This window comes from Pseudomonas sp. SWI44 (assembly GCF_002947915.1).
Taxonomy (GTDB): Bacteria; Pseudomonadota; Gammaproteobacteria; order Pseudomonadales; family Pseudomonadaceae; genus Aquipseudomonas; species Aquipseudomonas taiwanensis.
On the sequence record NZ_CP026674.1, the window covers coordinates 3,619,520 to 3,645,838 of the forward strand.

The 26,319-nt window shown below is 62.9% G+C and carries 26 protein-coding genes; 11 read left to right on the top strand and 15 right to left on the bottom strand.

The window, feature by feature from the left end; genetic code table 11:
- Window positions 1-6: 6 nt before the first annotated feature.
- The 5 genes from C4Q26_RS17040 to gatC all read right to left on the bottom strand — a co-directional run bounded on the left by C4Q26_RS17040 (window position 7) and on the right by gatC (window position 4,836).
- Window positions 7-1,050 (bottom strand): calcium/sodium antiporter, encoded by a 1,044-nt coding sequence (locus tag C4Q26_RS17040; RefSeq protein ID WP_027906590.1) that lies wholly within the window; start codon window positions 1,048-1,050, stop codon window positions 7-9.
- A 61-nt stretch (window positions 1,051-1,111) separates the two neighbouring features.
- Window positions 1,112-1,486 carry a septal ring lytic transglycosylase RlpA family protein gene (locus C4Q26_RS17045; protein ID WP_023382165.1) on the bottom strand — a complete coding sequence of 125 codons (375 nt, stop codon included), beginning with the start codon at window positions 1,484-1,486 and terminating at the stop codon, window positions 1,112-1,114.
- A 138-nt stretch (window positions 1,487-1,624) separates the two neighbouring features.
- Entirely contained in the window at window positions 1,625-3,070 is a 1,446-nt protein-coding gene (gene gatB, locus C4Q26_RS17050) for an Asp-tRNA(Asn)/Glu-tRNA(Gln) amidotransferase subunit GatB (RefSeq protein WP_023382164.1), read from the bottom strand.
- 11 nt (window positions 3,071-3,081) lie between these two features.
- Complete coding sequence (gene gatA / locus C4Q26_RS17055; protein ID WP_023382163.1) at window positions 3,082-4,533, bottom strand: Asp-tRNA(Asn)/Glu-tRNA(Gln) amidotransferase subunit GatA; 1,452 nt, start codon at window positions 4,531-4,533, stop codon at window positions 3,082-3,084.
- A gap of 15 nt (window positions 4,534-4,548) precedes the next feature.
- Entirely contained in the window at window positions 4,549-4,836 is a 288-nt protein-coding gene (gatC, locus tag C4Q26_RS17060; RefSeq protein ID WP_023382162.1) for an Asp-tRNA(Asn)/Glu-tRNA(Gln) amidotransferase subunit GatC, read from the bottom strand.
- Window positions 4,837-5,039: 203 nt separating this feature from the next.
- Between gatC and mreB the strand changes: the two genes are divergently transcribed.
- The 8 genes from mreB (at window position 5,040) to tldD (ending at window position 16,150) form a co-directional block, all read left to right on the top strand.
- Window positions 5,040-6,077, top strand: coding sequence for a rod shape-determining protein MreB (gene mreB / locus C4Q26_RS17065; RefSeq protein ID WP_003255163.1), 1,038 nt, complete (start codon window positions 5,040-5,042; stop codon window positions 6,075-6,077).
- Window positions 6,078-6,273: 196 nt separating this feature from the next.
- The gene (gene mreC / locus C4Q26_RS17070; RefSeq protein ID WP_238546530.1) at window positions 6,274-7,299 is read left to right on the top strand and encodes a rod shape-determining protein MreC; all 1,026 of its coding nucleotides are present in this window, start codon (window positions 6,274-6,276) and stop codon (window positions 7,297-7,299) included.
- Complete coding sequence (mreD, locus tag C4Q26_RS17075; RefSeq protein WP_023382160.1) at window positions 7,299-7,787, top strand: rod shape-determining protein MreD; 489 nt, start codon at window positions 7,299-7,301, stop codon at window positions 7,785-7,787. The genes mreC and mreD overlap by 1 nt, the downstream gene beginning before the upstream one ends.
- A gap of 33 nt (window positions 7,788-7,820) precedes the next feature.
- Window positions 7,821-8,432: a nucleoside triphosphate pyrophosphatase gene (locus tag C4Q26_RS17080; RefSeq protein WP_023382159.1), complete on the top strand. Its 612-nt coding sequence runs from the start codon at window positions 7,821-7,823 to the stop codon at window positions 8,430-8,432.
- Between the two features lie 54 nt (window positions 8,433-8,486).
- On the top strand, window positions 8,487-9,944 hold the full coding sequence (gene rng, locus C4Q26_RS17085; RefSeq protein WP_023382158.1) for a ribonuclease G: 1,458 nt from the start codon (window positions 8,487-8,489) through the stop codon (window positions 9,942-9,944).
- A gap of 82 nt (window positions 9,945-10,026) precedes the next feature.
- Window positions 10,027-13,842: a YhdP family protein gene (locus C4Q26_RS17090; protein WP_104883344.1), complete on the top strand. Its 3,816-nt coding sequence runs from the start codon at window positions 10,027-10,029 to the stop codon at window positions 13,840-13,842.
- A 14-nt stretch (window positions 13,843-13,856) separates the two neighbouring features.
- Window positions 13,857-14,708: a carbon-nitrogen hydrolase family protein gene (locus C4Q26_RS17095; protein WP_027906587.1), complete on the top strand. Its 852-nt coding sequence runs from the start codon at window positions 13,857-13,859 to the stop codon at window positions 14,706-14,708.
- A 2-nt stretch (window positions 14,709-14,710) separates the two neighbouring features.
- On the top strand, window positions 14,711-16,150 hold the full coding sequence (tldD, locus tag C4Q26_RS17100) for a metalloprotease TldD (RefSeq protein ID WP_027906586.1): 1,440 nt from the start codon (window positions 14,711-14,713) through the stop codon (window positions 16,148-16,150).
- A 91-nt stretch (window positions 16,151-16,241) separates the two neighbouring features.
- Here tldD and yjgA read toward each other — a convergent pair whose 3' ends face one another.
- A complete protein-coding gene (yjgA, locus tag C4Q26_RS17105; RefSeq protein ID WP_023382154.1) occupies window positions 16,242-16,763 on the bottom strand; it encodes a ribosome biogenesis factor YjgA in 522 nt (173 codons plus the stop codon).
- A gap of 108 nt (window positions 16,764-16,871) precedes the next feature.
- On the opposite strand from yjgA, the gene pmbA reads away from it, so the two are divergent.
- The 3 genes from pmbA (at window position 16,872) to C4Q26_RS17120 (ending at window position 20,150) form a co-directional block, all read left to right on the top strand.
- The gene (gene pmbA / locus C4Q26_RS17110; protein WP_023382153.1) at window positions 16,872-18,218 is read left to right on the top strand and encodes a metalloprotease PmbA; all 1,347 of its coding nucleotides are present in this window, start codon (window positions 16,872-16,874) and stop codon (window positions 18,216-18,218) included.
- A 161-nt stretch (window positions 18,219-18,379) separates the two neighbouring features.
- A complete protein-coding gene (locus C4Q26_RS17115; protein WP_027906584.1) occupies window positions 18,380-18,781 on the top strand; it encodes a hypothetical protein in 402 nt (133 codons plus the stop codon).
- On the top strand, window positions 18,774-20,150 hold the full coding sequence (locus tag C4Q26_RS17120; protein ID WP_027906583.1) for a lyase family protein: 1,377 nt from the start codon (window positions 18,774-18,776) through the stop codon (window positions 20,148-20,150). Before C4Q26_RS17115 ends, C4Q26_RS17120 begins: the two co-directional genes overlap by 8 nt.
- Window positions 20,151-20,291: 141 nt before the next feature.
- On the opposite strand, the gene C4Q26_RS17125 is transcribed toward C4Q26_RS17120, so the two are convergent.
- The 9 genes from C4Q26_RS17125 to C4Q26_RS17165 form a co-directional block, all read right to left on the bottom strand.
- Window positions 20,292-20,564, bottom strand: coding sequence for an HPr family phosphocarrier protein (locus C4Q26_RS17125; RefSeq protein WP_023382150.1), 273 nt, complete (start codon window positions 20,562-20,564; stop codon window positions 20,292-20,294).
- A 20-nt stretch (window positions 20,565-20,584) separates the two neighbouring features.
- Complete coding sequence (gene rapZ, locus C4Q26_RS17130; RefSeq protein WP_023382149.1) at window positions 20,585-21,439, bottom strand: RNase adapter RapZ; 855 nt, start codon at window positions 21,437-21,439, stop codon at window positions 20,585-20,587.
- A 2-nt stretch (window positions 21,440-21,441) separates the two neighbouring features.
- The gene (ptsN, locus tag C4Q26_RS17135; protein ID WP_023382148.1) at window positions 21,442-21,906 is read right to left on the bottom strand and encodes a PTS IIA-like nitrogen regulatory protein PtsN; all 465 of its coding nucleotides are present in this window, start codon (window positions 21,904-21,906) and stop codon (window positions 21,442-21,444) included.
- A gap of 12 nt (window positions 21,907-21,918) precedes the next feature.
- Complete coding sequence (gene hpf, locus C4Q26_RS17140; protein ID WP_023382147.1) at window positions 21,919-22,227, bottom strand: ribosome hibernation-promoting factor, HPF/YfiA family; 309 nt, start codon at window positions 22,225-22,227, stop codon at window positions 21,919-21,921.
- Between the two features lie 78 nt (window positions 22,228-22,305).
- On the bottom strand, window positions 22,306-23,799 hold the full coding sequence (locus tag C4Q26_RS17145) for an RNA polymerase factor sigma-54 (RefSeq protein WP_023382146.1): 1,494 nt from the start codon (window positions 23,797-23,799) through the stop codon (window positions 22,306-22,308).
- Between the two features lie 172 nt (window positions 23,800-23,971).
- Window positions 23,972-24,697 (bottom strand): LPS export ABC transporter ATP-binding protein, encoded by a 726-nt coding sequence (lptB, locus tag C4Q26_RS17150; protein ID WP_003257916.1) that lies wholly within the window; start codon window positions 24,695-24,697, stop codon window positions 23,972-23,974.
- Window positions 24,698-25,222, bottom strand: coding sequence for a lipopolysaccharide transport periplasmic protein LptA (gene lptA, locus C4Q26_RS17155; RefSeq protein ID WP_023382145.1), 525 nt, complete (start codon window positions 25,220-25,222; stop codon window positions 24,698-24,700).
- The gene (gene lptC / locus C4Q26_RS17160) at window positions 25,209-25,781 is read right to left on the bottom strand and encodes an LPS export ABC transporter periplasmic protein LptC (RefSeq protein ID WP_023382144.1); all 573 of its coding nucleotides are present in this window, start codon (window positions 25,779-25,781) and stop codon (window positions 25,209-25,211) included. Before lptC ends, lptA begins: the two co-directional genes overlap by 14 nt.
- An 8-nt stretch (window positions 25,782-25,789) precedes the next feature.
- A complete protein-coding gene (locus C4Q26_RS17165) occupies window positions 25,790-26,314 on the bottom strand; it encodes an HAD family hydrolase (protein WP_023382143.1) in 525 nt (174 codons plus the stop codon).
- Window positions 26,315-26,319 lie beyond the last annotated feature (5 nt).

A 26,319-nucleotide genomic window follows, 5' to 3' on the forward strand; every position in this document is an offset into this window, starting at 1 on the left:
TTTTCCTTAGTGTTGGCGACGCCAGGCGCGCAACGTGGTGTACAGCAGCACCACGCCCAGCACCGGCAAGACATAGAACAGCATCAGCCGTTCCAGGCGGCCGGCCAGTGGCATGCCTGTGGTGAATGCCACCACGTGCAGGCCATAGGCCAGGTACAGGCACAGGAACACCAGGCCCTCGGCGCGGGTGATCCGGTAGCCGGAATAGAACACCGGCAGACTCAGGGCTGCGACGCCCAGCATCACGGGCAGGTCGAAGGCCAGGGCGTTGGGCGAGATCGAAAGCGGCTCGGGGGCAATCGTCGCGGTCAGGCCGAGCACCGCGAGCAGGTTGAACAGATTGCTGCCGACGACCGTGCCCACGGCGATTTCCCGTTCGCCGCGCAAGGCGGCGATCATTGCGGTGGCCAGTTCTGGCAGGGAGGTGCACACGGCCACCACGGTGAGCCCGATGATACGTTCGGACAGTCCCAGGTCGGTGGCGACTTCGACGGCAGCTTCCAGCATCAAGTGGCCGGCCAGGCTCAGCAGGCCCAGGCCCAACAGGATCTGCAGCGTCACGGTAAACCAGAAGCGCCGGGTGCTGATCGTGGCCACGCTGGGCGCGGGGTAGGTGCGGGCATAGTGGCGGGACTGGTGCCAGAGCATGGCCAGGTAGCCCGCCAGGCCGAAGAGCAACAGGCCGCCTTCCAGGCGGCCTAGGTAACCATTGGCTGCAAGCGCGTAGACCAAGGCGCTGGCGGCGATCATCAGCGGAATGTCCAGGCGCACCAGTTGGCGTGATACCCGCAAGGGGATGATCAGTGCCGCCAGGCCAAGAATGACCAGCACGTTGAAAATGTTGCTGCCGATCACGCTGCCCACGGCGACGTCCGGGGCGCCCTGATAGGCAGCTTGCAGGCTCACCGTCAGTTGCGGTGCGGTGCTGCCGAAAGCCACCAGGCTCAAGCCGATGATCAGCGGCCGCACATGCAGGCGTTGGGCCAGGCGCAGGGCGGCGCGCACCATCAGTTCGGCACCGCCGATCAGCAATAGCAGGGCCAGGCCCAGTTGCAGCAGGCTGAAGGTGGGGAGGGTGGCCAGGTCGAAAATGGTCGAGGCTCCAGTCGAGTCAGTCGCTCAGACCTTGTACCCGGACTCGCGCCGTTCCGCTACGGAGCATGCCGATTTTTTCTGCGGCGGCACGTGAAAGGTCGATCAGGCGGCCGCGCGTGTGCGGGCCACGGTCGTTGATTCGCACAACCACACTGCGTTGGTTGGCCAGGTTGGTGACCAGAACGCGGCTGCCGAAGGGCAGGCTACGGTGGGCGGCGGTGAGGCCATGCTGGTTGAAAGGTTCGCCGCTGGCGGTGCGCTTGCCGTGGTGGCGAGCGCCGTAATAGGAGGCGGTGCCGGTCTTATCGTAACCGCTGGGGTCAATGTCGTGGCTGGCGCAGCCGGCCAGGACGGAGAAGAGAGCGAGGGTGCCGAGGGATCGTTTTAGCAAGTCGGATGCTCCGGTACTGCATTCGCCGGTGGGGCCGCTCCCCAGGGGCGCGCTGCCCTTGAGCGTGGCGCGGTCCTGTGGGAGCGGGTTTACCTGCGAACGAGGGCCAGGCCCTCGCAGGCTACAGGGGGAAAACAATCACCCTTCGAGCTTGGCTTTGAGCAATTGGTTCACTTGCCCAGGGTTGGCCTTGCCCTTGGACGCCTTCATCGCCTGGCCGACGAAGAAGCCGAACATCTTGCCGCGCTTGGCCTCGTCGGCGGCGCGGTACTGTTCGACCTGCTCGGCATTGGCTGCCAGCATCTCGTCGAGCATCTTGTCGATAGCGCCGGTGTCGGTGACCTGCTTGAGGCCTTTGCTCTCGATGATGGCATCGGCATCGCCTTCACCGGCGGCCATCGCTTCGAACACAGTCTTGGCGATCTTGCCGCTGATGGTGTTGTCGCGAATACGCAGCAGCATGCCACCCAGTTGCGCGGCGCTGACCGGGGACTGGTCGATTTCCACGCCAAGCTTGTTCAGCAGGCTGCCCAGTTCGACCATGACCCAGTTGGCGGCCAGCTTGGCATCGCCACCAACGCGTGCCACTTCTTCGAAGTAGTCGGCTTGCTCACGGCTGGAGGCCAGCACGTTGGCATCGTACGCAGACAGGCCGTATTGGCTCTGGAAGCGCTCGACCTTTTGCTGTGGCAGTTCCGGCAGGCCGGCGCGAACGGTTTCCAGGAAACTGTCCTCGATGACCACTGGCAGCAGGTCTGGGTCGGGGAAGTAACGGTAGTCGTTGGCTTCCTCCTTGCTGCGCATGGAGCGGGTCTCGTCCTTGTTCGGGTCGTACAGGCGAGTTTCCTGGACCACCTTGCCGCCGTCCTCGATCAGGTCGATCTGGCGCTGGATCTCGCTGTTGATCGCGCGTTCGATGAAGCGGAACGAGTTGACGTTCTTGATCTCGCAGCGGGTGCCGAACTCGGTCTGACCTTTCGGGCGCACCGACACGTTGCAGTCGCAGCGCAGCGAACCTTCGGCCATGTTGCCGTCGCAGATGCCCAAGTAGCGCACCAGAGCATGGATCGCCTTGACGTAGGCGACGGCTTCCTTGGCGCTGCGCATGTCTGGCTCGGAGACGATTTCCAGCAGCGGTGTGCCGGCGCGGTTCAGGTCGATGCCGGTGGAGCCGCTGAAATCTTCGTGCAGGCTCTTGCCGGCGTCTTCTTCCAGGTGCGCACGGGTAATGCCGATACGCTTGATGGTGCCGTCTTCCAGGGCGATGTCCAGGTGCCCCTTGCCGACGATCGGCAGGTCCATCTGGCTGATCTGATAACCCTTGGGCAGGTCGGGGTAGAAGTAGTTCTTGCGCGCGAACACGTTGCGCTTGCCGATCTCGGCGTCGATCGCCAGGCCGAACATGCAGGCCATGCGCACGGCTTCCTGGTTGAGCACCGGCAGTACGCCGGGCATCCCCAGGTCAACCAGGCTGGCCTGGGTGTTCGGCTCGGAACCGAAGGTGGTGGCGCTGCCGGAGAAAATCTTCGACTGGGTGGCCAGCTGGGTATGAATCTCCAGCCCGATCACAACTTCCCATTGCATGTGTCAGTTCCTCAGAAGCCGTTGGGGGCGCGGGTGTGCCAGTCGGTGACTTGCTGGTAGCGGTGCGCGACGTTGAGCAGGCGGCCTTCCTGGAAATAGGGAGCCAGCAGTTGTACGCCGACCGGCAGGCCATCGACGAAACCGGCCGGCATCGACAGGCCCGGCAGGCCCGCCAGGTTGGCGGTGATGGTGTAGACGTCCTCGAGGTAGGCGGCGACCGGGTCGTTGCTCTTGGCGCCGAGCTTCCAGGCCGGGTTCGGCGTGGTCGGGCCGAGGATCAGGTCGACGTCGTTGAACGCGGCCATGAAGTCATTCTTGATCAGGCGACGGATCTGCTGCGCCTTGACGTAGTAGGCGTCGTAGTAGCCGGCCGACAGGGCGTAGGTGCCGACCATGATGCGGCGCTGGACTTCGGCGCCGAAGCCTTCGCCACGGGAGCGCTTGTACAGGTCGGTCAGGTCTTTCGGGTTCTCGCAGCGGTAGCCGAAGCGCACGCCATCGAAACGCGACAGGTTGGAGGAGGCTTCGGCCGGCGCGATCACGTAGTACGCCGGGATGGCGTGCTGCATGTTCGGCAGGCTGATTTCCTTGACCACCGCGCCGAGCTTTTCCAGCTCCTTGACGCTGGCCTGGACCAGGTCGGCGATGCGCGGGTCGAGGCCGGCACCGAAGTATTCCTTCGGCAGGCCGATGCGCAGACCTTGCAGCGAGGCGTTCAGGTTGGCGCTGTAGTCCGGCACCGGCTCTTCGATGCTGGTGGAGTCCTTGGCGTCGAAGCCGGCCATACCTTGCAGCAGCAGGGCGCAGTCCTCGGCGGTGCGGGCCAGTGGGCCGCCCTGGTCGAGGCTCGAGGCGTAGGCGATCATGCCCCAGCGCGAAACACGGCCATAGGTCGGTTTCAGGCCGGTGAGGTTGGTCAGCGCCGCTGGCTGACGGATCGAGCCGCCGGTGTCGGTGCCGGTAGTGGCCGGCAGCAGGCGTGCGGCCACCGCTGCGGCGGAACCGCCGGACGAGCCGCCGGGAACGTGTTCAAGGTTCCATGGATTTTTCACCGGGCCGTAGTGGCTGGACTCGTTGGCCGAGCCCATGGCGAATTCGTCCATGTTGGTCTTGCCCAGGGTGACCATGCCGGCTTCGGCCAGTTTGGCGACCACGGTGGCGTCGTAGGGCGCCTTGAAGTTGTCGAGCATCTTCGAGCCGCAGCTGGTGCGGATGCCGTTGGTGCAGAACAGGTCCTTGTGGGCGATCGGTGCGCCGAGCAGGGCGCCGTTCTCGCCGGCGGCGCGACGGGCGTCGGCAGCACGGGCCTGGGTCAGGGCCAGGTCCTCGGTGACGCTGATGAAGCTGTTGATCTGCGGGTCGAGCTGCTTGATGCGCGCCAACAGGGCGCCGGTCAGCTCTTCGGAGGAAAACGACTTGTCGGCGAGTCCGCGGGCGATCTCGGCCAGGGTCAATTGATGCATGGCAGGCTCTTTCCCTTACTCGATGACTTTTGGAACCAGGTACAGACCGCTTTCGGTCGCCGGTGCGATGGCCTGATAGGCGTCGCGCTGATTGCGCTCGGTGACTTGGTCAGGGCGCAGGCGTTGGCTGGCTTCCAGTGGGTGGGCCAAGGGTTCGATGCCGCTGGTATCGACCGCTTGCATCTGGTCGACCAGCCCGAGAATACTGTTCAAGGCATCGGTAATGCGTGGCAGTTCGCCTTCATTCAGCCCCAGGCGGGCCAGATGGGCGATCTTTTCCACGTCGCAGCGTTGAAGCGCCATGGGGATCTCCAGAAAAACTAAGAACGGAATGAGGTCCGTGGTGAGGAACATGTCGGCATTTTGGCGGTCATACGGCCGCGATCATCTGCTGGCTTGCTCGGAAAAACTGCCAATTTAACATATTGGCTCCTTGCCCAAAATCCCTGCCATTGTTAGAGTTTGCCGCACTTTTTTACCCACGCTTTCCCCAGGGTCACTTTCCCATGTTCAAGAAACTGCGTGGCATGTTTTCCAGCGATCTCTCCATCGACCTGGGTACTGCCAACACCCTTATTTACGTGCGTGAGCGCGGTATCGTCCTGAATGAGCCCTCGGTTGTTGCCATCCGTACCCACGGCAACCAGAAAAGCGTCGTCGCCGTCGGTACCGAAGCCAAACGCATGCTGGGCCGTACGCCTGGCAACATTGCTGCCATTCGTCCGATGAAGGACGGCGTCATCGCCGACTTCAGCGTTTGTGAAAAAATGTTGCAGTACTTCATCAACAAGGTTCACGAGAACAGCTTCCTGCAGCCCAGCCCACGCGTGCTGATCTGCGTGCCGTGCAAGTCGACCCAGGTAGAGCGCCGCGCCATTCGCGAGTCGGCCCTGGGTGCCGGTGCACGTGAGGTGTTCCTGATCGAAGAGCCGATGGCTGCCGCCATCGGTGCCGGCCTGCCGGTCGAGGAAGCCCGTGGTTCGATGGTCGTCGATATCGGTGGCGGTACCACCGAAATCGCGCTGATCTCGCTGAACGGCGTGGTCTATGCCGAGTCCGTGCGTGTGGGCGGCGACCGCTTCGACGAAGCCATCGTCACCTATGTGCGCCGCAACTACGGCAGCCTGATCGGTGAGTCCACCGCCGAGCGCATCAAGCAGGAAATCGGTACCGCCTACCCGGGTGGCGAAGTGCGTGAAGTCGACGTCCGTGGCCGCAACCTGGCCGAAGGCGTACCGCGTGCCTTCACCCTGAACTCCAACGAAGTGCTCGAGGCCCTGCAAGAGTCGCTGGCGACCATCGTCCAGGCCGTCAAGAGCGCCCTGGAGCAGTCGCCGCCCGAGCTGGCTTCCGACATCGCCGAGCGCGGCCTGGTGCTGACTGGTGGTGGCGCACTGCTGCGTGACCTCGACAAGCTGCTGGCACAGGAAACCGGCTTGCCGGTGATCGTCGCCGAGGACCCGCTGACCTGCGTTGCCCGTGGCGGCGGTCGCGCCCTGGAGATGATGGACAAGCACGCGATGGACCTGCTCTCCAGCGAGTGATTCCCACCCGCTGCTTCTGAGCGCCCGGTTTACAGGTAGCACGAGCAGTGCTACCTGTATGCGCTGGGCAGGCGTCCATCCGGGCGTCGTTTCCGTCAACCCGCAACCAGGCTGGTGCGTTGTCCCATGTCCAATGACCTCCTGAGTCGTCCACGAGGAACGGCCCATTAAACCGCTTTTCTCCAAGGGCCCCTCGTTGGGCGTTCGCCTACTGGTACTCGTAGTGCTGTCCGTCGCGCTGATGGTGGTCGACGCACGTTTCGACGTGCTCAAGCCAGTCCGCAGCCAGATGGGCCTGGTGCTGATGGAATCCTACTGGGTCACTGACCTGCCGCAGCGCCTGTGGCAAGGCGTGGCCGGCCAGTTCGGCAGCCGCACCGAACTGATCGCGGAAAACGAAAAGCTCAAGACCGAGGCCCTGCTGTTGCAGGGGCGCCTGCAAAAGCTGGCGGCCCTCACCGAGCAGAACGTGCGCCTGCGTGAGCTGCTGAACTCCTCGGCCCTGGTCAATGAAAAGGTCGAGGTGGCCGAGCTGATCGGTGTCGACCCCAACCCGTTCACCCATCGCATACTGATCAACAAGGGCGAGCGTGATGGTGTGTTTCTTGGCCAGCCGGTACTCGATGCCCGTGGCCTGATGGGCCAGGTGGTCGAACTGATGCCCTACACCTCACGGGTGCTGCTGCTGACCGACACCACCCATAGCATTCCGGTGCAGGTCAACCGCAACGGCCTGCGCGCCATCGCCAGCGGCACGGGTAACCCCGAGCGCCTGGAGTTGCGCCACGTGGCAGACACTGCCGACATCAAGGAAGGCGACTTGCTGGTCAGTTCCGGTATGGGGCAGCGCTTCCCGGCCGGCTACCCGGTGGCCACGGTCAACGAAGTGATCCATGACTCGGGCCAGCCGTTCGCCATCGTGCGCGCGATTCCAACCGCCGCCCTTAACCGCAGCCGCTATATGCTGCTGGTGTTCAGCGATCGACGCAGCCCGGAGCAGCGTGCCACCGACGCCGCCATCGCCCAGGAAGAAGCCGACCGCAAGGGCGCCCCGGCCAGTGGCCAGCCAGCTGCACCCGCCGATCACGCTGCCCCGGCCAACGGCGCCGCCCCTGCCGGCACTGCTCCCGCCGTACCGGCCACGCCAGCGCCGACCCCGACGGCCGCGCCCGCTACCCCAGCCGCCGCGCCTGCCGCGCCGGCTCAACACCGGAGACCATGATGGCAGCTTCGCGCCGTAACAACGGGTGGGTGATCTGGCTGACATTCGTCATCGGTCTGCTGCTGAGCGTCTCGCCGATGCCTCAGTTCCTGGAAGTGTTCCGGCCCATGTGGCTGGCACTGCTGGTGTCGTTCTGGACCCTCATGGTGCCGAACAAGGTCGGCATGACCACGGCTTTCCTGCTCGGCCTGGCCGAGGATGTGCTCTATGGTACCTTGCTGGGGCAAAACGCCCTCATCCTGACCCTGATCACCTTCCTGGTATTGTCCCTGCAGCAACGCCTGCGCATGTTCCCCATGTGGCAGCAGAGCCTTGTGATTCTGGTGATCTTCGGTATCGCCCAATTGATCCAGCTATGGCTCAGCGCGCTCACCGGCAACCGCCTGCCGACCCTGGCGTTGGTGTGGTCGGCGGTGATCAGTGCCTTGCTATGGCCTTGGGTCAGCTTCGCCCTGCGCGACTTGCGCCGCCGATTGCACATAAACTGACGGCGATGCCGCGACTGACAGGGAGATGTCCGCATGACTCCGCTTTACCTGGCCTCGGGCTCGCCACGCCGTCGTGAACTGCTGACCCAGATCGGCGTGCCGTTCACCACGGTCAGCGCACCTGTCGATGAAACCCCACTCCCTCACGAAAGCGCCGAGGCCTATGTCGAGCGCCTGGCCCAGGCCAAGGCCAAGGCCGGTTTCGCCAGAGTCGACGGCCCGGCTGTAACCCTTGGCGCAGACACTGCGGTGGTGCTCGATGGTCGTATTCTCGGCAAACCGGAAAACCGCGAACATGCCTTGGCCATGCTGGCCGACCTGTCGGGGCGCGAACACCAGGTCCTGACTGGCATCGCCGTGAGCGATGGCCAGCGCTGCCTCAGTCTGTGCGTTTCGAGCAGCGTGCGTTTTCGCCCGATTACCGGTGATGAGGCCGAACGCTACTGGGCCAGCGGCGAACCCCTGGACAAGGCCGGTGGGTATGCCATACAGGGACTGGGCGCGGTGTTCGTCACCGCCTTGGTCGGCAGTTACTCCTCGGTCGTTGGCCTGCCGCTCGCCGAGACTTCCGATCTGCTTGCGCAATTCGGCATTGCCAGTTGGCAGGTGCCAGGGCTTTTGCCAGAGGTAACACACCCACAGTAGCCAGCCCTGCGTACGACATCCATCATTAGCCAAGACCTTTGACGAGAGCCTGCCATGAGTGAAGAGATCCTGATCAACATCACCCCGATGGAATCACGTGTGGCAGTGGTGGAGAACGGCGTGCTGCAGGAAGTGCACGTTGAGCGCACGCAGCGCCGAGGCATCGTTGGCAATATCTACAAAGGCAAGGTAGTGCGCGTGCTGCCAGGCATGCAGGCGGCGTTCGTCGACATCGGCCTGGAACGGGCCGCGTTCATCCATGCTTCTGAAATTTCTCAGCGCGAAGGTTCGGCGGTCGAGAGCATCACCGCCCTGGTGCATGAAGGGCAGGCGTTGGTGGTGCAGGTGACCAAAGACCCCATCGGCACCAAGGGCGCGCGCCTGACGACCCAGTTGTCTATTCCCTCGCGCTACCTGGTGTACATGCCCCGCAGCAGTCACGTCGGTATCTCCCTGAAGATCGAGGACGAAGCCGAGCGTGACCGCCTCAAGCAGGTGGTCAGCGACTGCATGGCAAGCGAGAACATCAAGGACGCCGGGGGCTTCATCCTGCGCACAGCCGCCGAAGGCGCGCGCGCCGAGGAAATACTCCAGGACATCCGTTACCTGCGCCGGCTGTGGGAGCAGATCGGCAGCCAGATACAGACTTGCGGTGCGCCAACGGTCATCTACGAAGACCTGGGCCTGGCCCTGCGTACCTTGCGCGACCTGGTCAACCCGAAGATCGAGAAAATCCGTATCGACTCGCGGGAAACGTTCCAAAAAACCACGCAGTTCGTCGCCGAACTCATGCCAGAGATTGCCGACCGCCTTGAGCACTACCCGGGCGAGCGACCGATCTTCGACCTGTATGGCGTCGAGGATGAGATCCAGCGAGCGCTGGAGCGCAAGGTGCCGCTCAAGTCCGGTGGTTACCTGGTGGTCGACCCGGCCGAGGCGATGACCACCATCGACGTCAACACTGGCGCCTTCGTCGGTCATCGCAACCTCGAAGAGACCATCTTCAAGACCAATCTCGAAGCGGCAACCGCCATTGCCCGGCAACTGCGCCTGCGCAATATCGGCGGGATCATCATCATCGACTTCATCGACATGGAGGATGAAGAGCACCAGCGCCAGGTACTGCGTACCCTGGAAAAACAGCTCGAGCGCGACCATGCCAAGACCAACATCATCGGCATCACCGAGCTGGGACTGGTGCAGATGACCCGCAAGCGCACGCGGGAAAGCCTTGAGCAGGTGCTGTGCGAGCCCTGCATCGCCTGCCAGGGGCGGGGCAAACTGAAAACCCCAGAGACGATCTGTTACGAAATTTTCCGTGAAATCCTGCGTGAGGCCCGTGCCTACCAGGCCGAAGGTTACCGTGTGCTGGCCAACCAGAAGGTGGTCGACCGTCTGCTCGATGAAGAATCCGGCAACGTGGCCGAGCTGGAAGCGTTCATTGGTCGAACCATTCGCTTCCAGGTCGAGTCGATGTATTCGCAGGAGCAATACGACGTGGTGCTGCTCTGACGCGTTTCGAACCCCACCCCATGCAGGTCGAGCTGGCAAAACCGCTGCCAGGGGCCATCATGGATAAACGACTTGGAGGGCCATGGCCATGGGACGTCTGACCCGCGTTCTTGTCGCCTTGACCCGCTGGGGGCTGGGCTTGTGTGCTCTGCTTGCGGTGCTGGTGGCACTGTACGTGAGCGCGGGGCGGCAACTGGTACCGCTGGTTGCCGAATACCGCGCCGATGTAGAAGCCAAGGCGGAGCAAACCTTGGGCCTGCCGGTGCACATCGGTGCGCTCGAGGGGCGTTGGAGCGGCCTGGCACCTGTATTGCGCGTGCGCGATCTACAAGTGGGCGAAGGCTCGGCGGCATTGCGCCTGGATGAGGTCAAGCTGGTGCCTGACCTCTGGGCCAGCCTGACCAGCCGTGAAGTGCAGCTGGCGCGTATTCAGCTGGGTGGCTTGCAGTTGATCCTGCGTGAGGACGCCCAGGGCAGCTGGGCGCTGGAAGGTCTGCCGAAAAAAGACGACGCCGCAATCGATCCTGCCGAGATTCTCCAGCGCATGCGCCAGCTGGGGCGCATCGATGTGTTCGACAGCCAGGTTACCCTGCACCCCTGGCAACGTGACCCGCTGACCCTGACCTATGTGAGTCTTGGCCTGAAGGCCGGTGCTTCGCGTCAGGCTCTGGACCTGCGCGCGACCCTCCCGGATGGCCAGCCCTTGGCGGTGAACCTGCGCAGCCGGGCTGCGGCCAACCAATGGCGTGACGGGCAGGTCCAGGCTTACCTGAGCCTGCCGCAGAGTGATTGGGCGCGTTGGTTGCCGCCGCGCCTGCTGGGCCAGTGGCAAGCACACACCCTGCGCTCGGGTGGCGAATTGTGGATCGACTGGAGCCAGGGTCAGTTGCAACAGGCAGTTGTACGGCTCAATGCACCCAAGCTCACGGGTGCCTATGCCGGGCGCAAATCTGCCACGTTGGATAACCTGGCGCTGACTGCCTGGTTCCAGCGCCAGGAGCAGGGCTTCGATGTGGTGGTCGATTCGTTGGCTGCCAGCATTGGCAAGACGCGATGGGAGTCGCATCTGCAAGTGCGTCATCGCGATGGCGAAGAGCCCGCACAGGAGAGCTGGCAGGTGCAGGCCGATCGGCTCGACCTGACTCCGCTCACCCCGCTGGTCGATGCCCTGGCGCCACTGCCTGAAAAACTGATGACCGTGGTCGACGCGCTGAAGGTCACCGGCGCACTGCGCAACGTACGCCTCGATATCCGGCCAAAGGTCGAGGGCGACGAGCGGCTGCAGTTCGCCGCCAATCTTGAAAAGGTAGGTTTCGACGCGTACCACGGTGCTCCTGCCGCCGGAAACGTCAGCGGCAGTATCAGCGGTAACTTGGGGCACGGTGAACTGCGACTGGATACCGATGCATTCATGCTGCATCTGTATCCGATCTTCGCCAAACCCTGGCACTACCAGAAGGCCAATGCCCGCCTTACCTGGAGCCTCGACAAGGAGGGCTTCACCCTCATCGCTCCCTACCTCAAGGTGTTGGGCGAGGAGGGCAAGATTGCCGGCGATTTCCTCATTCGACTGCTGTTCGAGGAAGGGCGCGAAGACTACATGGACCTGCGTGTCGGCCTGACCGAAGGCGACGGCCGCTATACCGCGAAGTACCTGCCCGAAGTGCTTAGTCCGGCCCTGGACGAGTGGCTGCGCACCGCCATCGTCAAGGGGACCGTGGACGAAGGTTATTTCCAGTACCAAGGGTCGCTCAACCATGGGGCAGCGCCCGAGGCGCGAAGCATCAGCCTGTTCTTCAAGGTCCGCGATGCGGCGCTGGACTTCCAGCCGGGTTGGCCGCAGGTGCAGCAGGTCGCCGGGGATGTGCTGATAGAGGACAGCGGCATTCGCATCAAGGCCAGTCAGGGTACATTGCTCGATACGAAGGTGAGCGACGTCAGTGTCGATATTCCCCATGTCGACGGCGACCAGCATAGCCATCTGTACCTGGATGGCAATTTCGACGGCAGCCTTGGCGATGGCTTGAAGATCCTCAAGGAAGCGCCGATCGGCACAGGTGAGATATTCGCCGGCTGGGAAGGAGAGGGGCCGCTCAAGGGCAAGGTCAAGCTCGACATCCCCTTGGTCCGCGGTGATCGGCCCAACGTGCAGGTGGACTTCGCTACCGCCGATGCGCAACTCAAGGTGGCACCGCCGAGCCTTGACCTGAGCCAATTGAAGGGCGACTTCAGTTTTGACCTGGACAAGGGCCTGAGCGGCAAGGACATCAGCCTGCAAGCATTCGGCAAACCGGTGTCCGCGCAGATCGTCGCCGAAGGCAAGCCAGGGCAGATGCAGACCCGGATCAATGCCACTGGCCAGGTGGCGCTCAAGTCCCTGACTGACTGGTTGCAGTTCAAGCAGGCGCTGCCTGCTTCGGGTGATGTGCCTTACCGACTGCAGGTCAATCTGGGCAGCCGCGACAACAGCCTGAGTGTCAACTCGTCGCTCAAAGGGCTGGCGATAGACCTGCCGGCACCGTTCGGCAAGGCCGCGTCCGAAACCCGTGACAGCCGTTTCAGCATGGGCCTGCAAGGCGCAGAGCGTCGCTTCGATGCAGGCTACGCGGACCTTGCGCGTTTTGCCTACGCCGCGCCTGCCGACAAGCTGACCCAAGGGCGCGGTGAGTTGCTGCTCGGCACGGGCGACGCGCAGGTACCGGCCAGCCCGGGTTTGCGTGTGCGCGGACGCCTGGAGTCCCTGGACCTGGCGCCCTGGCAGGAACAGATGAACCGACTGGCTGGCGATGACCCGAGCGGCAATGCCCGGCAGAACCTACAGAGCGTCGACCTGAGCATCGGCCAGCTCAAGGCGTTCGGCATGGACTTGAACCAGGCCGTGGTTCGCCTGGCTCGCGGCGGCCCAGCATGGGATCTGCGTCTGGACAGCAAGGAAGTCATCGGTAACGCAAGGGTTCCGGATGCCAAGGCCGCGCCCATGACCGTCCGCCTGCAGACCTTGCGTCTGCCCGCGGCCGACCCGGCTCAGGTCCAGGCCGAAGATGGACCCGACCCCTTGGCCACCTTCGACCCACGCAAGGTCCCGGCGCTGGACCTGACCATCGACAAGCTCTACCGGGGGGATGACTTCTACGGCAATGCGGCGGTCAAGCTGCGCCCGACCGCCCGTGGGGTGTCGGCCAGTGATATCGACCTCGATTTCAAAGGGCTGCGCATTGATGGCAGTGGCGGCTGGGAAGGCCTGCCGGGGGCCAGCAGCAGCTGGTACAAAGGTCGCCTCGATGGCAAGAACCTGGCTGATGTCCTCAAGGCCTGGGGCTTCGCGCCTACGGTCACCAGCCGCGATTTCCGCCTGGATGTCGATGGCCGTTGGCCTGGCTCACCGGCCTGGGTTGGCCTCAAGCGTTTCTCGGGGAGCATGGACGCGGCGTTGCGCACCGGCCAGTTCGTCGAGGTGGAAGGCAGTGCCCAGGCCCTGCGCGTGTTCGGCCTGCTCAACTTCAACTCCATCGGCCGTCGCTTGCGCCTGGACTTCTCCGATCTGTTCGACAAAGGCTTGGCCTATGACCGGGTCAAAGGCTTGTTGGTGGCAAGTGATGGTGTCTATGTAACTCGCGAGCCGATCACGGTGACCGGGCCGTCGAGCAACTTCGAGCTCGACGGTACGCTGGACATGGTTCGTGACCGTGTCGATGCCAACTTGCAAGTGACGTTGCCAGTGACCAACAACCTGCCCTTGGCCGCCCTGATTGTCGGTGCGCCAGCGGTTGGCGGGGCGTTGTTCCTGGTCGATCGGTTGATCGGTGACCGCGTGTCGCGTTTTGCCAGCGTGCACTACCGCGTCGAGGGGCCGTGGAAAGAGCCTAGAATCACATTTGTGAAACCCTTCAACAAATAGCGTCGGGAGTGCCCATGAAGGCAGCGGTGATCCAGATGGTCAGCCAGGACGATGTACTGGCCAACCTGCAACGTGCTGGCGCACTGCTTGAGCAGGCAGCCTTCGGTGGCGCCAGGCTCGCTGTCCTGCCGGAAAACTTCGCGGCCATGGGGCGCAAGGATGCGGCGGCCATCGGACGGGCGGAGGCTCTGGGTGACGGGCCGATCCTGCCATGGTTGAAACGTACCGCCCGCGACCTCAAGTTATGGATAGTCGCCGGTACCTTGCCGTTGCCTCCCGCCGGTCAACCCGATGCCAAGGCGCATGCCTGCTCGCTGTTGGTCGATGAGCAGGGTGAGGTGGTGGCGCGTTACGACAAGCTACACCTGTTCGATGTCGACGTGGCCGACAACCGAGGCCGTTACCGCGAGTCTGACGACTATGCGCACGGGGCTCGGGTGGTGGTGGCCGATACCCCGGTCGGCCGTGTGGGGCTGAGCGTATGCTATGACTTGCGCTTTCCCGAGCTGTACAGCGCTTTACGCGCTGCCGGCGCGGAGCTGATCACGGCGCCGGCTGCCTTCACCGCAGTCACCGGGGCAGCCCATTGGGAAGTGCTGATTCGTGCACGGGCCATCGAGACCCAGTGCTACGTGCTGGCCGCCGCACAGGGCGGCATCCATCCAGGGCCACGGGAAACCCATGGCCAGGCGGCGATCGTCGACCCTTGGGGGAGGATCGTCGCCGAACAGGCGCGAGGCGAGGCAGTCCTGCTGGCCGAGCGCGATATTGATGAACAAGCGTCCATCCGGGCGCGCATGCCGGTTGCGTTGCACCGGCGCTTTTTCTCGCAGGACGCCTTGCGGCCTGCGCACACCTCGGAGTGACTATGAGCCAGATGTTATCCACCGTCAGCGAGCAGCTCCTGGCACCGGGCGGCCTGAGCCTGGACAGCCTGCAGTCTGTCCTTGGCGAGTTGGCAGGCCCCGGTATCGACGCCGCCGACCTGTATTTCCAAGGTCAGATTTCGGAAACCTGGGCACTGGAGGACGGCATCGTCAAGGAAGGCAGCTTCAACCTTGACCAAGGGGTGGGCGTGCGCGCCCAGTCCGGTGAGAAAACCGGCTTTGCCTACAGCAATGCGATCAACCTTGAAGCCCTGAACTCGGCGGCCCGTGCCGCCCGTTCGATTTCCCGCGCCGGGCAGAACGGCAAGGTACAGGCCTTCCGCAGCCAGGCTGTGCCGGCACTGTATTCACCGGACAATCCGTTGGATGTGCTGACGCGCGCAGAAAAGGTCGACCTGCTCAAGCGTGTCGACGCCGCCACCCGCGCCCTGGACCCGCGTATCCAGCAGGTCAGCGTGAGCATGGCCGGCGTCTGGGAGCGGATTCTGATCGCCGCAGCGGACGGTAGCCTGGCGGCTGACGTGCGTCCGCTGGTGCGCTTCAACGTCAGTGTCATCGTCGAGCAGAACGGCCGTCGCGAACGCGGCGGGCAGGGCGGTGGTGGGCGTACCGACTATCGCTTCTTCACCGAGGAGCGGGTCATGGGCTATGCCCGCGAGGCATTGCGCCAGGCGCTGGTGAACCTGGAGGCGATTCCCGCCCCGGCGGGCACCTTGCCGGTGGTACTGGGTTCCGGTTGGTCTGGCGTGCTGTTGCATGAAGCGGTCGGCCATGGCCTGGAAGGCGACTTCAACCGCAAGGGCAGTTCGGCCTTCAGCGGTCGTCTCGGCGAGAAAGTCGCGTCGAGCCTGTGCACCATCGTCGACGATGGCACCCTTGAAGGCCGCCGGGGTTCTCTGAGCGTGGATGACGAAGGCACGCCAACCGAATGCACCACGCTGATCGAGAACGGTGTGCTCAAGGGCTATATGCAAGACAAGCTCAACGCGCGCCTGATGGGCATGGCGGTGACCGGCAACGGGCGCCGGGAATCCTATGCGCACCTGCCGATGCCGCGCATGACCAACACTTACATGCGTGCTGGCGAGAGCGACCCGCAGGAGATCATCGCGTCGGTGAAAAAGGGCATCTATTGCGCCAACCTCGGCGGTGGGCAGGTGGACATCACCAGCGGCAAGTTCGTGTTCTCGACCAGCGAGGCTTACCTGATCGAAGACGGCAAGATCACCGCACCGGTCAAAGGCGCAACCCTGATTGGCAACGGCCCTGAGGCGATGAGCCGAGTGTCGATGGTAGGTAACGACCTGGCCCTGGATAGCGGTGTGGGCACCTGTGGCAAGGATGGGCAGTCGGTTCCGGTGGGGGTTGGCCAGCCGACCTTGAAGCTGGATGCGATTACCGTAGGTGGTACGGGCGCGTGAAGGATCGTGGGACCGCATCGCGGTCCTTTCGCGCTGCAAGGCCGCTCCCATGGGGTCGCACAGCAGATGCCCTGGGAGCGGTGCGTCGGACTCATCGCAGGCCGCGCTGGATCTCGTCGAGGTCGCGGATGTACTTGAACACCTTGCGTGCAGCGGCCGGCGGCTTGTTCCGCGCCTTTTCGTGCTGGGCATGACGGATCAGCGAGCGCAGTTGCTGACGGTCGGTATCGGGGTATTCGTTGACGAAGCGCTCGAGGTCTTCGTCGTTACCGTCGATCAAACGATCGCGCCAGCGCTCAAGGTTGTGGAATCGCTCGTTGTACTGGCGGGTCGAGCTGTCGATCTGTTCGAGCAAGGCGTGGATGGCGTCCAGGTCCTGCACGCGCATCAGCTTGCCGACGAACGACATGTGGCGTTTACGTGCGCCGTGCGCCGTGTGCTTGCTGGCTTCGGCCAGGGCCTTGCGCAACTCGTCGGTCAACGGCAGGCGCGCCAGTGTATCGGCCTTGAGCGTGGTTAGGCGCTCGCCGAGTTCGACCAATGCATGCAGCTCGCGCTTGATCTGGGTTTTGCTTTTTTCGCCGTCGAAGGCGTCGTCGTATGAATCAACCATGGTGGCAGTCCGCTAGAAATCGCCGCCATGATAACCAGTCGGGGGCCGCTTGTCCGGCCCGGTCGTAGAATGACCCTTGCCGAACGCAGAATTTGAGTGGAGATAACCATGAGTGCAGTCCAGAGCGTAGGCCCCAAGAACCTGCCGGCATTGCAGGAGCAGGTCGAAGCGATCATCGCCGAGGCCAAGCGGCAGGGTGCCAGTGCCTGCGAGGTGGCCGTATCGCTGGAGCAGGGGTTGTCCACCAGCGTGCGCCAGCGTGAGGTGGAGACGGTCGAGTTCAACCGCGACCAAGGCTTCGGTATCACCCTTTATGTCGGCCAGCGCAAAGGCTCGGCCAGTACCTCGGCAAGCGGCCAGGATGCGATCCGCGAGACAGTGGCAGCCGCCTTGGCAATCGCCAGGCACACCTCCGAGGACGAGTGCGCGGGCCTGGCCGACGCGGCGCTGATGGCGCGTGAGATCCCGGACCTGGACCTCTACCATGACTGGGACATCGAGCCGGAGCAAGCCATTGAGATGGCGTTGACCTGCGAAGCCGCGGCATTCGAGGCCGATCCCCGCATTCTCAATGCCGATGGCACTACCCTCAACACGCACCAAGGCTGCCGCGTGTACGGCAACAGCCATGGTTTCATCGGTGGTTACGCGTCCACTCGGCACAGTCTGAGCTGCGTGATGATTGCCGAGGGTGACGGTCAGATGCAGCGGGACTACTGGTACGACGTGAATCGCCAGGGCAACCTGCTGGCCGACCCACGTAGTATCGGCCAGCGTGCGGCCAAGCGAGCCGCCAGCCGCCTTGGTGCGCGACCGGTACCCACGTGCGAGGTGCCGGTACTGTTTTCTGCGGAGCTGGCCGGTGGCCTGTTCGGCAGCTTCCTTTCGGCCATTTCCGGGGGCAACCTGTACCGCAAGTCATCGTTCCTCGACGGTGCCTTGGGGCAGCGCCTGTTCCCTACCTGGCTGACCCTCGACGAGCGTCCGCACATTCCCCGGGCCTTGGGCAGTGCCGCGTTCGACGGCGATGGCCTGGCCACCTATGCCAAGCCGTTCGTCGAAAAAGGCGAGCTGGTGTCGTACCTGCTGGGCACCTATTCTGGTCGCAAACTGGGCCTGCCGAGCACGGCCAACGCTGGAGGCGTGCATAACCTGTACGTGACCCATGGTGTCGAGGACCAGGCCGCGTTGATCCGCCGCATGGGCCGTGGCCTGCTGGTCACCGAGCTGATGGGCCATGGGCTGAACATGGTGACTGGCGATTATTCCCGCGGCGCAGCCGGTTTCTGGGTCGAGAATGGCGAGATCCAGCACGCGGTGCAGGAAGTAACCATTGCCGGCAACATGAAGGACATGTTCCAGCAGATTGTCGCGATTGGCAGCGATCTCGAAACCCGCAGCAACATTCATACAGGGTCGGTGTTGATCGAGCGGATGACTGTGGCAGGTAGCTGATCTTTCACCTGCATCGGCCTGTTCGCGGGTTGATCCGTGAACAGGCTGTGCAAGGGGCACAGTAACCCGGCCCCATGCCGGGTTTCTTGTTTAGTCATTCCCTGCTTGAAGTGACATTGCTTATCAATTAATAATGAATATCATTATCCAGTAACTCGGCGATGATGTTCATGAAACCCGTCCTGCGCGAACTGCCCTACCTGGAAAACTGGCGTTGGCTCAGCCGACGCATCCGTTGCGCCCTCGAACCCGACGAGCCGCGCCTGATAGAGCACTACCTGGCCGAAGGCCGTTATCTGGTGTGCTGTACCGAAACGTCGGCCTGGACGGTGGCGTTGACCTCCTTCCGTCTCCTGCGGGATACCGCCTGTGATCGCATGCTGCCCTGGCATTGGCGCTGCCTGTGCCTGGACCAGGCCTGGCGCCCGCTGTTGGACCTGCGCAACCTCGATCGCCGCGAACAGAACCAACGCTGGCAGCCCTACGCCCTGCAATTGGCGAACTGCGTGCTGCTGCCTTCGATTTCTCCCGATGAACTGATGCAAGGATTTGAAGATGAGTGATACCCGTATCGAGCGTGACAGCATGGGCGAACTCCAGGTGCCGGCCCAGGCCCTGTACGGTGCCCAGACCCAACGCGCGGTCGACAATTTCCCGATCAGCGGTCAGCGCATGCCCGCCCAGTTCATCCGTGCATTGCTGCTGGCAAAGGCTGCGGCGGCCAAGGCCAATATCGAGCTCGAGCAACTGAGCGTCGCGCAGGGCCAGGCCATCGTCACGGCAGTCGAGCAGTTGTTGGCCGGTGACTTCATCCAGCACTTCCCGGTAGATGTCTACCAGACCGGCTCGGGTACCAGCTCCAATATGAACGCCAACGAGGTGATCGCCACCTTGGCCAGCCGTGTGCTCGGAGCGCCGGTCAATGCCAACGATCACGTCAATTGCGGCCAGAGCAGCAACGACATCATCCCGACCACCCTCCATGTCAGTGCCGCCTTGGCCTTGCATGGCCAACTGCTGCCTGCGCTGGACCATTTGGTGCAGGTGATCGAAGCGAAGTCGCTGCAAGTCCATCAGTTCGTCAAGACCGGTCGTACCCACCTTATGGATGCCATGCCGGTGCGCATGAGCCAGGTGCTCGATGGCTGGGCGGCTCAGATCAGCGGCGCGCGGGGCCATATCGAGGCGACGTTGCCCAGCTTGCAGGCCCTGGCCCAGGGGGGCACGGCCGTCGGTACCGGAATCAACGCCCACCCACGGTTCGCGGCCTGCTTCGCCCACCACTTGAGTGACCTGAGCCAGGTTCCGTTCACGCCTGGGCAGAACCTGTTCGCGCTGATCGGCTCGCAGGACACCGCAGTAGCGCTTTCAGGCCAGCTCAAGACCACCGCCGTTGCGTTGATGAAAATCGCCAATGACCTGCGCTGGATGAACTCCGGACCGTTGGCCGGTCTGGGGGAGATCGAGCTGCAAGCGCTGCAGCCTGGGTCGTCGATCATGCCGGGCAAGGTCAACCCGGTGATTCCAGAAGCCACCGCCATGGTTGCCGCGCAGGTGATCGGCAACGACGCGACCATCGCCGTGGCCGGTCAGTCGGGCAACTTCGAGCTGAACGTCATGTTGCCGGTGATTGCCCGCAACCTGCTGGAGAGCATCGAGCTGATGGCCAATGCCAGCCGCCTGCTGGCCGACAAGGCCATTGCCAGCTTCAAGGTCAATGAAGGCAAGCTCAAGGAGGCCTTGGCGCGCAATCCGATCCTGGTGACCGCACTGAACCCGATCATTGGCTACCTCAAGGCCGCCGAGATCGCCAAGACCGCGTACAAGCAGGGTCGCCCGATCATCGACGTGGCGCTGGAGCACACCGACTTGTCGCGTGATCAGCTCGAAGCGCTGCTGGATCCTGAAAAACTGACTGCCGGTGGTATCTGATCTTGCGCCTGTGCGGTGTATAGCGAGCAAGGCTCGCTCCTACAGACCCTCGCGATCGGGGTAGGAGCGAGCTTTGCTCGCGAGGCGTCGCGCAGGCGCTCGATCTCACAATCGCGGAGACACTGTGTCGAGCCCCGGCGATTACTCGCCTTCGTCGAAATAGTTGTTGATCAGCGCTACCAGCGCTTCCATGGCTTCATCATCCTGCTCGCCCTCGGTGAGCAGATGCACCTGGGTGCCTTTGCCCGCCGCCAGCATCATCACGGCCATGATGCTCTTGCCGTCCACCATCTTGTCCGGAGCTCGGCCGACCCTGACCTGGCAGGGGAATCGACCGGCCACGCCGACGAACTTGGCTGCCGCCCGGGCATGCAGACCCAGCTTGTTGATGATGGTTATTTCGCGGGCGGGCATCGTGGTGCGGATCCTGTGGGCTATAGGTCGCGGTGGCGGACCTGGACGTTTTTCAAAGATTGCTGGAGCAACTGGCCGAGACGTTCGGTCAGGTACACAGAGCGGTGGTGGCCACCGGTGCAACCAATGGCAATGGTGACGTAGGCGCGGTTGCTGGCGGCGAAGCGGGGTAACCACTTGAGCAGGTAGCTGGAGATATCGTTGAACATCTCTTCGACATCCGGCTGGGCAGCCAGGTAGTCGATAACCGGTTGATCGAGGCCGGAATGTTCGCGCAGCTCTGGCTTCCAGTAAGGATTAGGCAGGCAGCGCACATCGAACACCAGGTCGGCGTCGACCGGCATGCCGCGCTTGAAACCGAACGATTCGACCAGGAATGCCGTTCCAGGTTCAGGCTGGTTGAGCAGGCGCAGCTTGATCGAGTCGCGTAGTTGGTACAGGTTGAGGTTGGTGGTGTCGATCTTGAGGTCGGCCAGGTCGGAAATCGGCCCTAGCAGCTCGCTTTCGACACGGATCGCCTCGGCCAGCGAACGGTTGGCATTGGTCAGCGGATGGCGTCGCCGGGTCTCCGAGAAGCGTTTGAGCAGCGTTTCTTCATCAGCGTCCAGAAACAGGACATCGCACTGGATGTGCCTGCCACGAGCTTCTTCGAGCAACTCGGGAAACCGCGTCAGGTGGCTGGGCAGGTTGCGGGCATCGATGGAGACAGCAACCTTGGGCTGCTGCAACTCGGTGTTGATCAGCGCGTTCTCCGCCAACTGCGGCAGCAGCCCGGCGGGGAGGTTGTCGATGCAGTAGTAGCCGTTGTCTTCCAGCACATCAAGGGCGGTACTCTTGCCCGAACCGGAGCGGCCGCTGACGATGATCAGGCGCATGTTCAGTGCTCGTTCTGTACGTCCAGGACTACCTGGAACAGGGCCTCGCTGCTGTCGGCGGCACGCAGGCGATCGCGGACCTCCTTGCGATCGAGCATGCTGGCGATCTGGCGCAGCAGTTCAAGGTGGGCATCGGTGGCCGCTTCGGGGACCAGCAGGACGAACAGCAGGTCTACCGGTGCGCCATCAATGGCGTCGTAGTCGATAGGGGCATCCAGATGCAGCAGTGCGCTGACAGGTGCCGTGCAGCCTTCGAGTCGGCAGTGGGGGATGGCAATACCGTTGCCGAAACCGGTCGAGCCGAGCTTTTCACGACCGACCAGTTTTTCGAAGACGTCTTGCATCTCCAGTTCTGGAACTTGTTCGGCAATCAGTGTGGCGACCTTCTCGAGGGCGCGCTTTTTACTGCCTCCCGGCACGTTCACGAGGGAACGGCCGGGGGTCAGGATGGTTTCAAGTCGGATCATGGATGAGGGGGATCAGCGGGCGGCTGCACCTTGCAGCAGGCTTTGCTGTTTTTCCTTGTGTTTTTTCAGTTGGCGGTCGAGCTTGTCGGCCATGGCGTCGATCGCTGCATACATGTCTTCGTGTTCCGCGTTTGCGACCACTTCGCCACCAGGAATCTGCAGGGTCGCTTCGACCTTCTGTTGCAGCTTCTCGACTTTCAGGATGACCTGCACGTTGGTGATCTTGTCGAAGTGACCCTCCACGCGCTTAAGCTTTTGCTCTACGTATTCGCGCAGAGGGGAGGTGACTTCTACATGGTGTCCACTGATGTTGACTTGCATACAGCTTCTCCTTTGTTGCCCGTGCATAAAGAGGCAGGTATTGCACCTGCCCCGCAAACGCTGTGGCACATTCAGGGGCTACATCAGTCGCTTGCGCTCGCTCGACGGCGCGATGCCGAGGGACTCGCGGTACTTGGCGACGGTGCGACGGGCTACCTGAATGCCTTGTGCCTCCAGTAAACCAGCGATCTTGCTGTCACTCAATGGCTTTTTCTGATTTTCCGCCGCAACCAGTTTCTTGATGATCGCGCGGATCGCCGTAGACGAGCATTCTCCGCCTTCGGAGGTGCTCACATGGCTGGAGAAAAAGTATTTCAGTTCGTAGATGCCGCGCGGCGTGTGCATGTATTTCTGGGTGGTTACCCGGGAAATGGTCGACTCGTGCATGCCCACCGCTTCGGCGATGTCGTGCAGGACCAACGGCTTCATCGCTTCGTCGCCGTGGTCGAGGAAACCGCGCTGGTGTTCGACGATCTGGGTGGCGACCTTCATCAGGGTCTCATTGCGGCTTTGCAGGCTCTTGATGAACCAGCGCGCCTCTTGCAGCTGATTGCGCATGAAGGTGTTGTCGGCGCTGGTGTCGGCACGGCGGACGAAACCGGCATACTGCGGATTGACCCGCAGCCGTGGGATCGCCTCCTGGTTCAGCTCGACCAGCCAGCGGTCGTTGTCCTTGCGCACGATCACGTCGGGGACCACATACTCCGGCTCACTGGATTCGATCTGCGAGCCCGGTCGTGGGTTGAGGCTCTGTACCAGTTCGATGACCTGGCGCAGTTCGTCTTCCTTGAGCTTCATGCGGCGCATCAGCTGGCTGTAGTCGCGGCTGCCGAGCAGGTCGATGAAATCGACCACCAGGCGCTTGGCTTCGCTCATCCACGGTGTGCTGGCGGGCAGTTGGCGCAGTTGCAGCAGCAGGCACTCGCCAAGATTGCGAGCGCCCACCCCGGCAGGCTCGAATTGCTGGATGCGGTGCAGGACGGCTTCGACCTCGTCCAGCTCGATGTCCAGCTCTGGGTCGAAGCCCTCGCAGATTTCTTCGAGGGTATCCTCGAGGTAGCCCTGGTCGTTGATGCTGTCGATCAGGGTCACGGCGATCAGGCGGTCGGTGTCGGACATCGGCGCCAGGTTCAGTTGCCACAGCAGGTGGCTCTGCAGGCTCTCGCCCGCGGAGGTGCGGGTGGTGAAGTCCCACTCGTCATCATCGTTGCTGGGCAGGCTGCTGGCACTGGTCTGGTAGATATCTTCCCACGCGGTGTCGACGGGAAGCTCGTTGGGAATGCGCTCGTTCCACTCACCGTCTTCCAGGTTCTCGGCGCTTGGTGCGCTTTCCTGGAAACTGTTGTCCTGAACTTCGGCGACCGGTTTGTTCTCGGCGTTGTCCGCCATCGGGTCGCTGTTGTCGAAGTCGTCGCCGTCTTCCTGACGTTCGAGCATCGGATTGGACTCCAGCGCTTCCTGGATTTCCTGCTGGAGGTCCAGGGTAGAGAGCTGAAGCAGGCGGATGGCCTGTTGCAACTGCGGTGTCATCGTCAGTTGCTGGCCCATTTTTAGGACGAGCGATGGTTTCATGGCTGGGGCTAAATACCTTGTTCGCCGGCGCGCATGCGCCATCCACTACACGAGGGCGCCGGAGCGCCAAATCAAGCAAGTTTTATGCCTTAAATTGTAGCGTTTGCCTAGAGCGCTGTAACAACTTAAGCCTCGATGAGGCGGGATTGCCAGTGCTCCAGGCGCGCCGGGGTCAGAGTCGGAACTCGTGACCCAGGTAAACTTCCTTGACCAGATCGTTGGCCAGGATGGTCTCGGCATCGCCCTCGGCGATCAGTCGACCATCGTTGACGATGTACGCGGTTTCGCAGATGTCCAGGGTCTCGCGGACGTTGTGGTCGGTGATCAGTACACCGATGCCCTTGGCCTTGAGGTGGTGGATGATCTGCTTGATGTCGCCTACGGAAATCGGGTCGACACCGGCGAAAGGTTCGTCCAGCAGGATGAACTTCGGCGCGGTCGCCAGGGCCCGGGCGATTTCCACGCGGCGACGCTCGCCGCCGGACAGGCTCATGCCGAGGTTGTCGCGGATGTGGCTGATGTGGAATTCCTGCAGCAGGCTTTCCAGCTCCTTGCGACGGCCATCGCGGTCCAGGTCCTTGCGGGTCTCGAGAATCGCCATGATGTTGTCGGCCACCGACAGCTTGCGGAAGATCGAGGCCTCCTGGGGCAGGTAACCGATACCGGCGCGGGCGCGACCGTGCATCGGCTGGTGGCTGACATCGAGGTTGTCGATGAGCACGCGGCCCTGGTCGGCCTGGACCAGGCCTACGATCATGTAGAAGCACGTGGTCTTGCCGGCGCCGTTGGGGCCGAGCAGACCGACGATCTGGCCGCTGTCGATCGACAGGCTGACGTCGCGTACGACTTGCCGCCCCTTGTAGCTCTTGGCCAGGTGCTGGGCTTTGAGGGTTGCCATTTACTCGGCCTTCTTCTTCGGCTGGATCACCATGTCGATACGCTGACGCGGTGCAGTCACGTTGCCACCTCGGCCCGCGGTCGCAACCTGGGTCTTGGTGTTGTAGACGATCTTCTCGCCTTCGGTGGTGTTGCCTTCGTTCTCGACCTTGGCGCGGTCGGTGAGGATCACCATGTCTTTCTGCGCCTGGTACTGAATGGTCACGGCCCAGCCTTTCATCTTGTCGGGCTTGGCGGCGCTCTGCTGCTGCTCGAAGTAGGCCAGGTTGCCAACCGAAGTCACCACGTCGATGTCGCCCGACTGGGCGCGAGTGATGGTCACGGTGTTGCCTTTGATCATCATCGAACCTTGGGTGATGATCACATCGCCGGTGTAGGTCGCCACGCCTTGCTTGTCGTCCAGGTGAGCGTTGTCGGCCTGGATGCGGATCGGCTGGTCACGGTCGTTCGGCAGGGCGAAGGCGCTCGCGCTTCCCAGTGCTGCGCTCAGGCTGAGCAAAAGGGGGAGGGTTTTAACGAGCCTCATACTGTCCTCTTACGTTAGAGAGCAGGTCCATCCTGCCTTCTTTCAAATACGCTTTCATTCCTTTGCCCGTAGTTGTGCCACCGGCGCCGTCGATTCTAACGGCTTGCTCGGTCTGCGCATATTGCTTCTGCGGGAACACGGTCATGCGTGAGCTGGTAATGATGGTTTCGCGCTGCTTCTCGTCGGTACGGGCAACGCGAACCTGGTCGATCAGTTCGACCTCGGTGCCATCCGGGTTGACCTCGGCGCGCGCGCTCTGCACGTGCCAGGGGAACTCGGTGCCGCGGTACAGGTGCAGGTCAGGCTTGGTCACCAGGGTGACTTCGCTGGCGGTCAGGTGCTCGACCTTGTCGGCGGTCATTTCGTACTGCAGCTTGCCGTCGGGCAGAAACTGCAGGCTATGGGCATTGATCGCATAGTAGTCGATCGCGCTCTCGTCCACCTGGGCCGCAGGCTTGTCGAGGAAACTCTCCGGGCTGACGTTCCAGTAGCCGATTGCCACCAGCAGGGCGGCAATGACCGCGAGCAGCGCGATGGTGCGGGCTTTCTTGCTGAACATGGGCGGCTCTACAGGTAATTTGCGTTGGCAGCGTCCAGGGTGCCCTGGGCCTGCATGATCAGTTCACAGAACTCGCGGGCGGCGCCTTCGCCGCCGCGTGCCTGGGTCACGCCATGGGCGTGCTGGCGAACGAACGGTGCGGCGCTGGCCACCGCCATGCCCAGGCCCACCCGGCGAATCACGGGGAGGTCGGGCAGGTCGTCGCCCAGGTAGGCGACCTGTTCATAGCTTAGGCCCAGTTCGGCGAGCAGGCCGTCGAGCACCACCAGTTTGTCTTCCCGGCCTTGGTACAGGTGCGGGATGCCCAGGTTCCTGGCCCGACGCTCGACCACTGGCGTCTTGCGTCCGCTGATGATGGCCGTGGTCACGCCCGTGGCCATGAGCATCTTGATGCCCTGGCCATCGAGGGTGTTGAAGGTCTTGAACTCACTGCCGTCTTCGAGGAAGTACAGGCGGCCGTCGGTGAGGACGCCGTCGACGTCGAAGACGGCCAGCTTGATGGCCTTGCCGCGTTGCATGAGGTCTTGGTTCATGTCCA

What these genes read in the sequence shown, in the direction of transcription:
- gatB (WP_023382164.1), bottom strand. Translation starts at nt 3,070, where the DNA reads ATGCAATGGGAAGTTGTGATCGGGCTGGAGATTCATACCCAGCTGGCC.
- tldD (WP_027906586.1), top strand. Translation starts at nt 14,711, where the DNA reads ATGAGCCAGATGTTATCCACCGTCAGCGAGCAGCTCCTGGCACCGGGC.
- mreB (WP_003255163.1), top strand. Translation starts at nt 5,040, where the DNA reads ATGTTCAAGAAACTGCGTGGCATGTTTTCCAGCGATCTCTCCATCGAC.
- lptC (WP_023382144.1), bottom strand. Translation starts at nt 25,781, where the DNA reads ATGTTCAGCAAGAAAGCCCGCACCATCGCGCTGCTCGCGGTCATTGCC.
- C4Q26_RS17125 (WP_023382150.1), bottom strand. Translation starts at nt 20,564, where the DNA reads ATGCCCGCCCGCGAAATAACCATCATCAACAAGCTGGGTCTGCATGCC.
- mreD (WP_023382160.1), top strand. Translation starts at nt 7,299, where the DNA reads ATGGCAGCTTCGCGCCGTAACAACGGGTGGGTGATCTGGCTGACATTC.
- C4Q26_RS17120 (WP_027906583.1), top strand. Translation starts at nt 18,774, where the DNA reads ATGAGTGATACCCGTATCGAGCGTGACAGCATGGGCGAACTCCAGGTG.
- pmbA (WP_023382153.1), top strand. Translation starts at nt 16,872, where the DNA reads ATGAGTGCAGTCCAGAGCGTAGGCCCCAAGAACCTGCCGGCATTGCAG.
- gatA (WP_023382163.1), bottom strand. Translation starts at nt 4,533, where the DNA reads ATGCATCAATTGACCCTGGCCGAGATCGCCCGCGGACTCGCCGACAAG.
- C4Q26_RS17165 (WP_023382143.1), bottom strand. Translation starts at nt 26,314, where the DNA reads ATGAACCAAGACCTCATGCAACGCGGCAAGGCCATCAAGCTGGCCGTC.
- C4Q26_RS17090 (WP_104883344.1), top strand. Translation starts at nt 10,027, where the DNA reads ATGGCCATGGGACGTCTGACCCGCGTTCTTGTCGCCTTGACCCGCTGG.
- C4Q26_RS17080 (WP_023382159.1), top strand. Translation starts at nt 7,821, where the DNA reads ATGACTCCGCTTTACCTGGCCTCGGGCTCGCCACGCCGTCGTGAACTG.
- rng (WP_023382158.1), top strand. Translation starts at nt 8,487, where the DNA reads ATGAGTGAAGAGATCCTGATCAACATCACCCCGATGGAATCACGTGTG.
- C4Q26_RS17115 (WP_027906584.1), top strand. Translation starts at nt 18,380, where the DNA reads ATGATGTTCATGAAACCCGTCCTGCGCGAACTGCCCTACCTGGAAAAC.
- yjgA (WP_023382154.1), bottom strand. Translation starts at nt 16,763, where the DNA reads ATGGTTGATTCATACGACGACGCCTTCGACGGCGAAAAAAGCAAAACC.
- hpf (WP_023382147.1), bottom strand. Translation starts at nt 22,227, where the DNA reads ATGCAAGTCAACATCAGTGGACACCATGTAGAAGTCACCTCCCCTCTG.
- ptsN (WP_023382148.1), bottom strand. Translation starts at nt 21,906, where the DNA reads ATGATCCGACTTGAAACCATCCTGACCCCCGGCCGTTCCCTCGTGAAC.
- lptB (WP_003257916.1), bottom strand. Translation starts at nt 24,697, where the DNA reads ATGGCAACCCTCAAAGCCCAGCACCTGGCCAAGAGCTACAAGGGGCGG.
- lptA (WP_023382145.1), bottom strand. Translation starts at nt 25,222, where the DNA reads ATGAGGCTCGTTAAAACCCTCCCCCTTTTGCTCAGCCTGAGCGCAGCA.
- gatC (WP_023382162.1), bottom strand. Translation starts at nt 4,836, where the DNA reads ATGGCGCTTCAACGCTGCGACGTGGAAAAGATCGCCCATCTGGCCCGC.
- C4Q26_RS17145 (WP_023382146.1), bottom strand. Translation starts at nt 23,799, where the DNA reads ATGAAACCATCGCTCGTCCTAAAAATGGGCCAGCAACTGACGATGACA.
- C4Q26_RS17095 (WP_027906587.1), top strand. Translation starts at nt 13,857, where the DNA reads ATGAAGGCAGCGGTGATCCAGATGGTCAGCCAGGACGATGTACTGGCC.
- rapZ (WP_023382149.1), bottom strand. Translation starts at nt 21,439, where the DNA reads ATGCGCCTGATCATCGTCAGCGGCCGCTCCGGTTCGGGCAAGAGTACC.